The organism is Sphaerimonospora cavernae (assembly GCF_042435035.1).
In the GTDB taxonomy this organism is placed as follows: Bacteria; Actinomycetota; Actinomycetes; order Streptosporangiales; family Streptosporangiaceae; genus Sphaerimonospora; species Sphaerimonospora cavernae.
The window spans coordinates 34491-47258 of the sequence record NZ_JBHMQT010000004.1; the positions used below are offsets into that span (position 1 = coordinate 34491).

The 12768-nt window shown below is 66.3% G+C and carries 9 protein-coding genes; 6 read left to right on the forward strand and 3 right to left on the reverse strand.

Translation table 11 applies throughout. The features are described 5' to 3' along the window. Positions 1–131: 131 nt before the first annotated feature. From ACFHYQ_RS03950 to ACFHYQ_RS03975, 6 genes are all read left to right on the forward strand, one after another. On the forward strand, positions 132–1298 hold the full coding sequence (locus ACFHYQ_RS03950) for a cytochrome P450 (RefSeq protein WP_394299689.1): 1167 nt from the start codon (positions 132–134) through the stop codon (positions 1296–1298). Positions 1299–1324: 26 nt separating this feature from the next. Further along, a complete protein-coding gene (locus tag ACFHYQ_RS03955) occupies positions 1325–4351 on the forward strand; it encodes an AMP-binding protein (protein WP_394299690.1) in 3027 nt (1008 codons plus the stop codon). Next, positions 4348–6120 (forward strand): non-ribosomal peptide synthetase, encoded by a 1773-nt coding sequence (locus ACFHYQ_RS03960; RefSeq protein WP_394299691.1) that lies wholly within the window; start codon positions 4348–4350, stop codon positions 6118–6120. The genes ACFHYQ_RS03955 and ACFHYQ_RS03960 overlap by 4 nt, the downstream gene beginning before the upstream one ends. Positions 6121–6241: 121 nt before the next feature. Continuing rightward, the gene (locus ACFHYQ_RS03965; RefSeq protein ID WP_394299692.1) at positions 6242–6913 is read left to right on the forward strand and encodes a hypothetical protein; all 672 of its coding nucleotides are present in this window, start codon (positions 6242–6244) and stop codon (positions 6911–6913) included. Between the two features lie 284 nt (positions 6914–7197). After that, a complete protein-coding gene (locus tag ACFHYQ_RS03970) occupies positions 7198–7641 on the forward strand; it encodes a CBS domain-containing protein (protein WP_394299693.1) in 444 nt (147 codons plus the stop codon). A gap of 49 nt (positions 7642–7690) precedes the next feature. After that, positions 7691–11395, forward strand: coding sequence for an FHA domain-containing protein (locus tag ACFHYQ_RS03975; protein WP_394299694.1), 3705 nt, complete (start codon positions 7691–7693; stop codon positions 11393–11395). A 99-nt stretch (positions 11396–11494) separates the two neighbouring features. Here the strand turns inward: ACFHYQ_RS03975 and ACFHYQ_RS03980 are convergent, their stop codons facing one another. The 3 genes from ACFHYQ_RS03980 to ACFHYQ_RS03990 all read right to left on the reverse strand — a co-directional run bounded on the left by ACFHYQ_RS03980 (position 11495) and on the right by ACFHYQ_RS03990 (position 12687). Further along, positions 11495–11881, reverse strand: coding sequence for a type II toxin-antitoxin system VapC family toxin (locus ACFHYQ_RS03980; RefSeq protein WP_204010200.1), 387 nt, complete (start codon positions 11879–11881; stop codon positions 11495–11497). After that, the gene (locus ACFHYQ_RS03985) at positions 11878–12114 is read right to left on the reverse strand and encodes a FitA-like ribbon-helix-helix domain-containing protein (protein WP_204010198.1); all 237 of its coding nucleotides are present in this window, start codon (positions 12112–12114) and stop codon (positions 11878–11880) included. The genes ACFHYQ_RS03980 and ACFHYQ_RS03985 overlap by 4 nt, the downstream gene beginning before the upstream one ends. Positions 12115–12204: 90 nt before the next feature. After that, positions 12205–12687, reverse strand: coding sequence for a hypothetical protein (locus ACFHYQ_RS03990; RefSeq protein WP_394299695.1), 483 nt, complete (start codon positions 12685–12687; stop codon positions 12205–12207). Between the last annotated feature and the right edge of the window lie 81 nt (positions 12688–12768).

A 12768-nucleotide genomic window follows, 5' to 3' on the forward strand; every position in this document is an offset into this window, starting at 1 on the left:
TCGTGATGCATCATGAATCCTTACCCTGGAGCGGCGTGATTTCGGTGAAACAGCAATCACCTGACGCACAGCGCGAATCAAGTGTCACAGGCCCGGCCGGTGAGGGGGAGGGCTGTCCCTACCAGGACCGCATGTCCCTCAAGCCAGACCCCTGCGGCGACTATCTCGGCCTGCGCGGCTACCCGCCCATCCACCGCGACGACGTGCTCGGAGTCTGGGTCGTCACTGGATTCAACGAGGTCACGGCCATGCTGCGGCATCCCGGCCTTTCCTCGTCCTGGCCGGACCGCGGCAACACCAAGCTTCACGCGTACCCGGGCGGCGCGGACGGGAACATGCGCACCTCGGACACCGTGAGACGGTGGTTCATGTTCATGGACGGTGAGCGGCACAGGATTCTGCGGCGCATCGTCGCACCGCTCTTCGCTGCGGATCGGATAGCGGAACTCGAGCCCTTCATCGGAAGAATCGTCGATGAATTGCTGGACGGCGTGACCGATGGGCATCTGGACGTGATGGCCGATCTCGTGATCCCCTTGTCCAGCAGAGCGATCTGCAGAATCCTCGGGCTGCCGTCCGGGGTCGCGCCACGGCTGCATGGCTGGGCGCAGGACGTCGCCGCCCTGCTGATCGCCGATTACCTGCCGCAGGTCGTGGAGCGAGGCACGGAGGCGCTGCGCCAGATAGAAGAGGCGGTCGGCGCCGCACAGCGAAGGCCGGGACTGCCCGGCGACAGCGGGATCGGCCTGCTCATGCGGGCTGAGCGGGCCGGTCTGATCGAGCGGCTGGACATCTCGGCGACAGCGTCACTTCTGGTGTACGCCGGATTCGAAACGACGTCCACCTTTTTGGGCAAGGCGGTGCGTGCAGTCCTGCATGCCGGCGACTGGCCGGCACTGACCGAGACGGACCCCGCTGCGGCGGTCGAGGAGCTCCTGCGGTTCGACACCTCGGTCCAGCAGGTCGCCAGAGTCGCCAGGAACCCAGTGGAGATCTCCGGGACGCGCATCGAGCGCGGGGACCTCGTACTCCTCATGCTGGGCGCCGCCAATCGCGACTCCCGCGCCTTCGTCGAGCCGGACTCGCTGGATCTCGCTCGCGTCAGGAAGCGCCATCTGGCCTTCGGCCAGGGAGCGCACTACTGCCTGGGGCCCGGTCTGGCAAGGCTGGAAGCCCGGGTCGTCATCGACCGGCTGACTTCCCGCTGGAAACACACCGAGCCGGCATCGCCTCCGGTGGCGCGCAAGCACTACGGCGTCAGCGTACTGGAGCACGTCGAGATACAACTCGCCAGGTGACGGCAGAGGACCCAGAGGAGACGACAGTGGACCGGGCAGAGAAGGCCGCTTTTCAGCACGGACAGGTCATCCACGAGGCGTTCGTACGTCACGCCGCGCTTACGCCGCAGGCCACAGCTCTGCTCCAGGGGCCTCGCAGGCTGACCTACGACGAGTTGGACCGGGCGTCCACTTTCTACGCGAACGAACTCCTCCTGGCGGGAATAGGGCCTGGATGCAAGCTTCCCGTCGTGCTTCCGCGCTCCATGGAACTGGTCGCGGTGTTGTTGGCGGTGCTGAAGACCGGTGCCGCCTATGCGGCATTGGACCCCCGCTGGCCGGCCGAGCGTATAAAGAGGATCGCTGAAGCACTGCGTTCCTCGTTGACTGTCACATGTGTCCTGCCGTTGAGCAAAACAGTTGACATCGGGGGTGTCATACCCGACATCCCCTGCCGGGGCACGGATGCGGCCACCGTCTTCTTCACCTCTGGCACAAGCGGTACCCCCAGGGGTGTGGTTTCACCCCATCAGGCGACGACACGGCTGTTCCAGAAAGGGTCCTTCGCCGATTTCGGCTCGGGACATACGACGGCATCCGCTGCCGCCATATCCTGGGACGCGTTCACCCTGGAACTGTGGGGCCCGCTGGTGAGCGGTGGAACGGTCGCACTCAACGATGCGGACTACCTCCTGCCCAGCACGCTGAAATCGCTGGTCGGCGAGCACGGCGTGGATACGGCCTGGCTCACCTCTTCCCTCTTCAACATGTTCGTGGACGAAGACCTTTCGTGCTTCCACGGACTGAGCCAGCTCATGATCGGTGGGGAACGGTTGTCTCCGGAGTATGTCGGAAGGTTTCTCAACGCCCATCCCGAGATATCCCTCATCAACGGATACGGGCCGGTGGAAAGCTGTGTGTTCGCCACGACGCACCGGATCCGGCCCGAAGACATCACCCACAGCGGCGGGATCCCGCTGGGCCGGGCAGTCCCGGTCACCGATGTGTACGTGATCCATGACGGTCGTCGCTGCGCACCCGAAGAGGAGGGTGAGATATGTGTGGGAGGCGCAGGTCTGGCCCACGAGTATCTGAACGATGCCGAGGCGACGGCGGAGCGGTTCGTCCACCTGAATCTCGGTGGCGAGGAAGTGCGCCTGTATCGGACCGGAGACATCGGATACACGAACTCGGCGGGACTCCTGCACTACCGCGGCCGGGCGGACCGGCAAGTGAAGTTACGGGGCCACCGCATCGAGCCGCATGAGATAGAACGCCACTGCGCGGCACTGAACGGCGTGACGCACGCTGTGGTCGTGCCCGTTTCGACCGACGGGCAGAACACTGATCGGCTGGCTCTGTTCTATGTCGCGGGCCCCGGCGCGCCGGTGACGCCTTCGGCGGTGCGGAGGGCCCTGAGCGAGAGCCTGCCCGGCTATCTTGTCCCTGAGCAGATCGACAGGCTGGACGCCCTGCCGATTACGCCGAACGGAAAGACCGACTACCAGCACATCCTTTCGCTCGCGAGGGCGAGCCGTCGCGCAGACGACGCCGGCGACGCCACGGGGGCTTTCCACGAGATTCTGCGTATCGTGGAGAGCGGTGCCGACACCGTGGATCCGGACGCGGCGTTCGCCGCCCTGGGCGGGAGTTCACTTGACGCGCTGAGGCTGTGTGCCCGGCTGCAGAGCCGATTCGGGCCGCACATCACGGTCTCCCGATTCATGCGCGATCCGACGTTGCGGGGCGTGCTCACGCTCATCCGCGAAAAGCCGCCGGAGAGCGCGCTCTCCGGGATCCACCCCTCCGATTCGTCCACGGTGCCACTACGTGGCATGCAGGCGCACTTCTCCATGGCGTACGAGACGAGCCCCGCCGACACTTCGTCGGCCTGTCGGCTGACGTGGCGTGTCATCGGCGACCTGGACGTGGTGGCACTTGAGCGGGCGCTGAACGATGTCCATGACCGGCACCAAGCCCTACGAGCCGCCTACCGACTGGCTGAAGGGCCCGTCGCCGACCTGCCATCCGGGTCCCGGAGCATCCGCCTCACGGTGCTGCCCCAGGACACCCAGGGGGGCGATCCTCGGACGAGACTCTCCCGGCGCCTGGCCGGACCACTGCGCATCGATCGGGGCGAGATCTGGCGATGCGTACTGGCCGAGCTGGATGAGCGGGTATTTCTCCTGGGCGTCGTGGTTCACCACGTAGCTTTCGACGGGTGGTCTCAGTCGCTCCTGGTGTCCGAGTTGAGCACCGCGTACAGCAGCCGGAGGAACGGGAGCGCACCTGCCTTCGATGGCGCTGCCCCCACCATGGCGTTCCTGGCCAACGAGCTGTCCGAGTTCTCCGGAACGCCAGACCATGCGCGGCAGATCGAGTACTGGACGTCAGTTCTGAGGGGAATTCCGGAGCTGGAAATGCCACGCCCTGCCGAGCAAGAAAAAACCCAGCGGAGCGGACGGCTGACCTTCTTCCTGGAGGAGGTTGTCGTCCACGAGCTGAACACCATGGCCAAGAGGTATGGCAGCACCGTGTTCCTCCTGCTGATCGTCGGCTACGACATGGCGGTCAGAGAGGTGTTCGGGCAGTACGACTTCGGTATCGGCGTGCCGGTGACGGGGCGTTTCACCGAGGAGAGCCTTCGAGCCATCACCTGCCTGACCGACATGGTCTGCGTCCGCCTCCCTCGCGGGCGGGCCGGCGACTCCCTGACGCACAGGCTCGAGGTGAGTCGCGAAGCCGTCCGGGGCGCACTGGCCCATCAGGGCGTTCGCTTCGGTGACGTCGTGGCCGCGCTCCGGCTTCCGCGTACCGGCCGCAATCCCTGTTTTCAGACGATCTTCGCCTATCAGAACAACGAGCAGCCGGACCTCGTCCTAGACGGGTGTTCGGCCGATCTCGTTGCCCATGACGGCAGTGAACCCCTGGCCGAAGTCCAATGTGAGGTCTGGCCGACGCGCGGCGGCCTGCTCGTGGACTTCGCATATCGGGCCGATGCCGTCTCTGCCGAAGCAGTTCGACGCCTTGCTGCCGCCTATGAGGACGTGCTGCGGAGAGGAGCTCGACCATGACGAACCCCCTGGCAGTCGCATCGGTGCCGGAGATGATCAGGTCGCTGGCGAATGCCGCGCCTGACCTGGTAGCGATGGAATGTGGCGCGGAATCGATCACCTACGGTGAATTGTGGGCTGAATCCGCCAATGCGGCCGCGCGCATCTCGTCAGGCCCGAACTACCGCCCAGGTGGGCTGGTCGCCACCCTTTTCGAGCGGGGAACGGCTTGCGTCATCGAGCAGCTGGCCGCCTGGCGCAGCGGGTGCGCCTATCTGCCGCTGGAGCCGGCACTGCCCGACGGACGCCTGCGGTACATCCTCGCGGATGCGCGCCCTCAGTCCATAGAAGTCTCGCCTCACCTGCGGCAGAGGCTGGGCGCCGACGCGCGGCTATCGGGCGTGTTCGACGAGAAGACGGCAGGAACGGCTGCCTGCCGGGCCGGAGAGGATGCGACCGCATATGTGATCTACACTTCTGGCTCCACCGGTGTTCCCAAGGGTGTCGCGGTCGGTCACAACAGCCTGGCCAATCTCGTGAGCTGGCATCGGGAGACGTATCTCACCGGCCCGGGTGCTCGTGTCGCTGCATTCGCCGGCCTGGGTTTTGACGCTTCCGCATGGGAGTGCTGGAGCACGCTCGCATGCGGCGCCACCCTGGTGCTCCCACCGGGTCCGGTGGCCGGCGACATAGCTCGAATCACCGAGTTTCTGACAGCCCAGAAGATCGACTTGTGCTTTCTGAGTACCCCGCTCGCTGAGCAACTCTTCGTTGCCCAGGAAGTGCCGTCGCACTTGAGAGTGCTCAACACCGGGGGAGATCGGCTGCGGGTGTACCCGCCCAAGGACTTCCCAGCTGCGGTGCATAATCACTACGGCCCGACAGAGGCCACCGTGGTCACCACGGCCACCGGTGATCTGAGAAAATCGCAAAGGGATGCGCTGCCGCCCATTGGACGTCCTGTGCGCGGTGCTGAAGTGCGTCTGGTCAATGATTCCGGAGGCGATGTCGCAGAGCCCGGGGTCGACGGTGAACTTCTGATCGGGGGATCGATACTCGCCACCGGATATTGGAATGACAGCCGTCTGACTGCGGATAAATTCATCGCCGAACAGGCGGGTGGGCGTTGGTACCGTTCCGGTGATATCTGTAGATGGGCATCGAATGGTGATCTGGAGTTTGTTGGTCGGCGGGACGGCCAGATCAGCCTTCGTGGCCTCCGAATTGAACTCGCGGAGATAGAAATAGCCATTCTGGCGGGTGGCGGTGTGCGCCAGGCCGCAGTCATGCATCAGGGCGGCGGTGACGGTGGCAGGTTGTTGGCCTTCTTCTGCGGAGAGGTGGAGGAGGCCGCGATCCGTGCGCATTTACTTGGCATGTTGCCACGGTACATGGTCCCCGCGATCATCCGTCGTGTGGGGTCGATTCCCCTGACGGTGAACGGAAAGATCGACCACGCATCACTCGTCCGCTCTCTGCCGGAGGCCGCCACTGATGTGGTGCTCCAGGAGAGCGTGACCTCTGCTCACGCGGTGTCTCAGGAGGAGGGGGACATATTCATCGCCATAGCGGAAATCTGGGGCGGATTGCTCGGAGTGTCTCCCGGGCCGGATGATGACTTCTTCGCGATCGGCGGCCATTCGCTGCTCGCCGCTCGCGTCACCGGACAGGTGCGCAAGGATCTCGGGATCAATATCGGCTTGGAGGTCCTCTTTGAATTCCCTGTCCTCATGGACTACGTGAACCGCGTCAAGGATTCGCATGGCCGGAACAAACCGGGATCTCTGTGAGATCGAACATTCGGTGAGGTGTCAGGTCGTGCGGCGATTTGTGGTGGCGATAGAGTTTCGGAATGAAACGCCTAGGCGGTCCTTCGATTCACTTCTTCGTGGCTGGCCGTTCGAGGATGTAGTGAAGATCGATCCGCTCCAGTTCCCTGGCATATCGTCACGGGTCTATAGGATGAGCGAGCAATCGACCTATTGGCAGAAACGACTCCAGGGTTACGAGAGAAGGCCGGACGCCATTCTTGGATACTGCTCCGGTGCGGCTCTGGCCTGGTCGCTCGCTCTTGAGTATCTACCCGAGGATGTTCCGCTTATTCTGCTCGATCCGGTGTGGACCTCCCCCGACGTGGTACAGAATCTCCTTGCCGACCTTTGTCAAGGTATGGATCCGGAAAGTTTCGATTCGCCAATTCCTCTGGTCGGGGACCTGGCGTCGGATGAAGCACTTCTCGTTGCCGGAAAGTTCCTGAGGTCGGCCATGGAGCGAGTAGCCGGTGAGCTGCCGGTTGATATTCTGGACGCTCTCACGGAGAAGCAAAGGGCATGGTTCAGTTACACTCTGTCGGCTACGACTCCCGGTGTGCGTGTGGAGCCGCGTCAAGTCTTCTTGAGCAAGGCGGGACGTTGGACGGAGGGAGACGATACGTGTGTTCATCGCTTTTCGGCTGATCCATGGGAGCTTTTTCAGTCGATTAGAGTCGCCGATGCCATAGGCCGGTTGGTGGAAGATTCGCGTCGTGAAGCTCGTCAGATGCCGTCGAACCGCTCAGGGACCAGTGGAGACTTGATCGCTTGAGAGGATCGATAAAGGTCACGCCAGACGTTCTCCTTGCCCTGTCGGGCCTGCGTGTGGAGTTCGCTTTGGACCCACGCTGCGCGGCCGCGAGCCATGTGTGACCTGCTGGAGCGCGACGTCGACACATCGGCGCAGAACCGGCGTCGGGCGGCCGGCCTGACGTATGTGCAGGCCGCGACCAGGAGGGTGTACACCGTGTTCGGGTGGATCTATACTCCCGGAAAATCGTTCCAAATGAATGGCCGGGTGGCCGATTTGTGCGGACGGCGGACCTGGGAGGTGGCGTGCTGGTCAGTGACGTCATGACGGCATTCCCGGCCTACATACGGCTCGGCGCGACCATCCGGCGGGCGGCCGAGGTGATCAGCGTGTCGGAGGTCGGCCACCTGGTGGTCCTGGACCACGACGGCCGGTTCGTCGGGTCGCTGTCCGAGGAGGACCTGGTGCGGGCCATGCTGCCCGGCTTCGACGACGTGACCGCCGCCGGTGGCACGCTCGCCGACGCGTTCCGGATTTTCCTGGAGCGGGGCCGCGCCCTCGCCGACCGCGTCATCGACCCCCTCGTCGTGCGCGACGTGGTGACGGTCCGATCGACCGACGAACTCGCCCGCGCGGCGATCGTGATGATCGACCGTGGGATCCGAAGGCTTCCCGTGGTCGACGACGGGACCCTCGTGGGCACGTTGTCCCGGGCCGATCTGTGCCGGGCGGTGATCTACCATTCCTGAGCTCCGGCTTGTCCTCACCGATCGGCACACCCGAGAGACCATCGAGCGGGTGTGCACGCTGCCGGCGACTCTCGGCCGGGACGGCGGCGCGGCGGCGGTGGTGCTGGACGACGACACCGTCTCCCGGCGCCACGCACGGCTCGAGACCGTCGACGACCAGTTGGTGCTCACCGATCTCGGCAGCTCCAACGGAACCTACGTGAACGACGTGCGGGTGACGCGCCGGGTGCTCGTCCCCGGGGATCGGATGCGCATCGGCCGATACGAGCTGACCTGGACGTTCTTCGACTCGGACGCGACGGGGCTCATCGATCCGAGCCAGATGACCGTGCTGCGGCCGGTTGGGCCGCCGCGCATCGCCGCACGACGCGTGGTGGAGGCCGCCGAGGCGTACAACCGGCGGGCCGGGCACGAACTCGACGGATTCCTGTCGCTCGCGCGCGGATTTCTGCCGGTCGAGCCGCCGCTGCAGGCCTTCGCGGAGTCGCACCGCGCCTGGGACGAGATGACCGATCAGCTCCCCGAGCTGTTCCGCCGGCTGTCGCTGCGCCGGGCGTTCGACGCGATGCCGGTGCTCGACGCCCGGTCCGAGGCGTTGCCCGACCGATACCTGCTGCGCGCCTCGACGCTGCTCGGCGTTTTCGCCCACGCCTATCAGTACATGGCGATCGATCCGCCGACCGCTCTGCCCGAGTCGCTGCTGCGGCCGTGGACCACGGTCTCGCGCCGGCTGGGCAAGGAGATCCCGGCCGTCTCCTACATCGATCTGTTCTTCTACAACTGGCGGCTGCGCGATCCCGCCGGGCCGCGGGCGCTGGACAACATGGACCTGCTCGTGCCGGCCTGGAACAACCCGGCGGAGCAGGTGTTCTACCTGGTCACCACCGAATTCGCGATGGAGCTCACGCCCGTGCTGGGCGCCATGCTGGCGGCTCAGGAGGCCGTCGTCGCGGACGATCCCGCCTCCTTGGAGCGCGCGCTCCTGGTGATCCTCGACCGGCTGCAGCACGTCACCCAGGCCATTTATCCGCAGCTCGATCCCAACCCCCGCGCCCGGCACCCGCTCGACCAGGTGTTGTGGGCCAAGACGGTCGGCACCGCGGGCGTTCCGATCTTCGACGGCGCACCCAGCCCGAGCGGGACCGCGCAACCGCAGATCCACGCGCTGGACGCGTTTCTCGAGCGCCGGGACTACGGCTCGGTGGTCGGGCGGCAGAGCACCTACCTCGCCGGATTCTTCCCCCGGCACTGGCAGGAGCTGATCGCCGCGTTACGCGAGGTGTCGGTGCGACAGTACGTCGAGGACACCCGCAACAGCACCCTGCGCGGCGTCTACAACGCCGTGCTCGACGCCTATCTGGGCGACCGCGGCTGGATGGGCCTGCACCGCGTCAAGACGTACGGCTTCCTGGAGGTGGCGTTCAAGGTCGGCCGCCAGGTGACGACCGGCGCCCGGTTCACCGGACTGTTCAAGGACCGGACCTGGGACAGGGTGGACGACCAGCTGGCCATCGCCCGCGATGAGCGCCGCCCGCCGGTGGGTCCGCCGGTGGTGTTCGGGACCGCCCGCCGGGGCCGGGTCGTCACCGGAGAGTCCGGCGCCTGGACCTGCTACCTGGACATCGACGTCACCGGGCAGGGCGTGCACCACCTGCCCGGCGACCGCGTCGGCGTGCTGGCCGAGAACGACGACGAACTGGTGCGCCGCACCGTCGCCGCCCTGCAGGCGACCGGCGACGAGCTGGTACGGCTCACCCCCAAGTGGCGAGCGGCGGTGGCCTGCCGGGCAGGCTACGGCGACGTCGACGTGCTGCCGCTGCGGACGCTGCTGCGCTTCGCCCGGCTCCGGCCGATCGGGCGGGACGTGGCCAAACGGCTGGTGAAACTGACGGCCGTGGGCTCGTGGCAGCGAGTGGTGGACGCCCGCATGGAGGACCAGTGGGAGCTGTGGGACGTCCTGAACCTGTTGTACGCCGGCGGATATGACGTCACCCGGCTGTGGAAGGCCGATCCACGCGAGGACGAGGCGTTCTGCGCGGTGATTCCGCCCGAGCCGTTCCGGCTGTATTCGATCGCCTCGGCGCCGCCGCCCGGCGAGCCGGCCACCACGCTGAGGCTGGTGGTCGCCGGCCTCGGCTACACCTCAGCTCAGACGCCGTGGTCGTACCCGAGGGAACGGCAGGGCACGGCATCGCATTTCCTGCGCCGGGTGAGTGCCGAGGGCCGGCACCGGCTGTCGCTGCAGATCGTCCCCACGCCCCGTTTCCGGCTGCCGGCCGATCCGGCCCGGCCCGTCGTCATGTTCGCGGCCGGTTCCGGGATCGCCCCGTTCCTGGGGTTCGCCGCCGCCCGCACCGGTTCGGGGGAGAATCGACTTTATCTGGGGATCCGGACGCCGGAGGAATTCGTCGAGGACGCGGACCTGGACACGGCGGCGGCCGCGGGCCGGCTGCGACTCTCCGTCGCGTTCTCCCGTGCCGATGCCGCGATCGGATTCGACGGCCGGCGCCACGTCGTCCAGGCCGGACAGCGGAGCCGGGTGGACGATGTGATCCGCGCAGAGGCGGACGGGCTCTGGGAGCTGTTGCGGTCCATCGACGACGGCGGCCGCGGCGCGTTCGTCTACGTGTGCGGCAGCGCACCGTTCGCCACCGCCGTGCTCCAGGCGTTGACCGACATCGTGCCCGGCGACGGCCGTGAGTTCCTCCGCCAGTTGGTGGCCGACGGACGTCTGGGCCAGGACGTCTTCACCACCTATCTGGGCCACGCGCAGCAGGGGCCCCGCTTCGAGGTGTCGGATCTGGCGCGGCGCAACACCGCGGAGGCGGGCTACTGGATGGCGATCGGCGGCGCGGTGTTCGACGTCGGCGAATTCCTGCACCTGCACATCGGCGGGCCGCAGATCGTCCGCAACCACGTCGGGCTCGACGCGACCGGGGCGTACCGGAAAGTGCTGCACCACGCGCACGCCGAGATCGACTCCCAACTCGCGATGTACCAGATCGGCCATCTGCGCCGGCTGCGGTTCGGCGGCCGGTGGGGCGTGGTGCTCACCGAGGAGGGCCTGCGCGCGCTGCCGCTGGAAGAACTGTTCCGGACCTGGGTACGGTTCGTGTACCTGCTGGTTGGCATGGAAAACGCGTTGACCTCCGACTACGAGTTCACCACGTTGGTCACCACACTGGGTGAGGATCCCCGGGAGCTGACGCCCTTCAAGGCGCAGTACGTCCTCGAGGCGCACCGGCGATTCCTGGTCAGTTATCTGGACGGGCTGGTGCACGAGGACCTGCGCGCCCTGTGGCAACTCACCGCCGGCTTCTGCGATCCACACCTGGACCTCCGGTCCTTCGACACCGATCTCGCCGCCATGTCCGCGCGGTCGGACGTCGGGCTGGTCCGGCATTCCGTATCCGCCGTCAAGGAGTCGCTGCTCGCCGGGGACGACTTCCGGCGGGTCTCGGCGCTGTGCCGCGGTTACGCGAACGCCGACGTCCAACTGCTGCGCGACCTGAAAACCGCTGTACTGGAAGGGATCCGGGCGTTCGAGATCCACGAGGGCGACGTCGTCGAGCAGGCGGGAGCCACGCTGCTGAATGCGGCGCGCGAGGCGCTCGCCGCGGTCTCGGCCTACTACCGGCGCCTCGCCGAGCAGACCCGCGGCCAGGGCATCACGGCCGACGGTGGGGTCGAGGAGCCGATCCCGGCCGACCGGGGCCTGCCCGGCCACGGCGGTCCGCTACCACTTCCCGATTGACGCTCGATCGCGACAAGGGCATGCGCGGCTGAGGCCGACACACAGGCGAAGGGCAGCCCGCGGATATTCACGTTGCACGGACTCACAACCGACCAGAGATCAGCAGAGATCGACGTCGATGTACTTGCTCGCCACCTTGTAGATCTTCTCGTCTGTGGTGACCAGGGCGCAGTCCAGCGCTTCGGCCAGGGCGACGTAGGTGGCGTCGTAACCGTTGAAGTTGGCTCGCAGGTCCCAGGCGCGATCGGCGGTCAGGTCGTCGGCGTGACGGGTGAAGGGCAGGCCCGCCTTGACGATCCGGGCTCCCTCGGCGCGGGCCTCACTGATCTTCCCGCCGAGAAGCAGGCCGCGTATGGCGTTACGGAACTCGTAGTCGAGCAGGTAAGGGATGTGGAGCCGGTTCTCGGCGACGCGCGCGAGCAGTTCGTCTGCGGCGGTGTCTCCGGCCAAGGCCTCGACGAGCGCCGAGCTGTCGATGACGATCACGTCTCGCGGATCTTCCGTATCTCGGTGACGACGTCGTCACGACTCGCCCCGCCGCCGAGCGATCGGAGCGCCTCCAGTCGTTCTCTGATCGTGTCGGGGGAGGGAGTGGCGGCGACTTCGGTGAGGATGTCGGCCACATACGCGGACAGCGACATGCGCTTACGCGCGGCCCGCGCTTTCAGTTCGGCGACCACTTCCGTACCCAGCCCTCTGACCTGCAAGGTGGCGTCCATGATGTAAGCATAATGCTTTTCGCGCATGTGAGGTCTGCATACGGCTAGCACCAGACCGAATGCGGCCCCGCTCACTCACGCTCGTCTCCCTTACCACGGCTGAGTCGCGGACAGCTTCAGGCGGCGCGCCAGGGTCTTGTCCGCGGTCCGGATGAGGTCCTCGTCGATGTGATACAGGTCGGCGACCTCGCTGTAGTGGCCGCGATCTCCGGCCCGGTAGCCGATCATTCGGTCGATGGCGGCCGCGATCGCCTTCGACGGGTGTGCTCGGAGCACGACGGCCTGGTCGGGGATGCGGTTCCAGGCGGTGAGCATCCGCAGCACGAGTGGTAGCCCGCAGTAGGGCAGCGAGTGCTTCCAGATCAACCGTTCCACCGGGTCGAGGCCGCGCGGGGCGGCGAGGTCCCGGGTGCCACGCCCCAGGCCCCTGATGATCATCCAGTGTGGATGGAACCTGCGCCCGGGCTCATTGATGCTCGGCAGGAGTTCCTCGACCCGGGGGACGTCCCCGTCGAACCGCCAGGTGATCTGATATTTGTACAGGTAGTCGCCCGCCTGTGCCTGGCCGCTCACCGCCTCCGGCTGTCCGGGGTGAGAGACATCCCAGGAGCTTGAATGTCAAGCTGCAAGCTTTTCGACACGATGCGACCAAGC

Excerpts from the sequence above, each read along its gene's own strand:
- ACFHYQ_RS03985 (WP_204010198.1), bottom strand. The coding sequence starts at position 12,114 with ATGGACGCCACCTTGCAGGTCAGAGGGCTGGGTACGGAAGTGGTCGCC.
- ACFHYQ_RS03960 (WP_394299691.1), top strand. The coding sequence starts at position 4,348 with ATGACGAACCCCCTGGCAGTCGCATCGGTGCCGGAGATGATCAGGTCG.
- ACFHYQ_RS03950 (WP_394299689.1), top strand. The coding sequence starts at position 132 with ATGTCCCTCAAGCCAGACCCCTGCGGCGACTATCTCGGCCTGCGCGGC.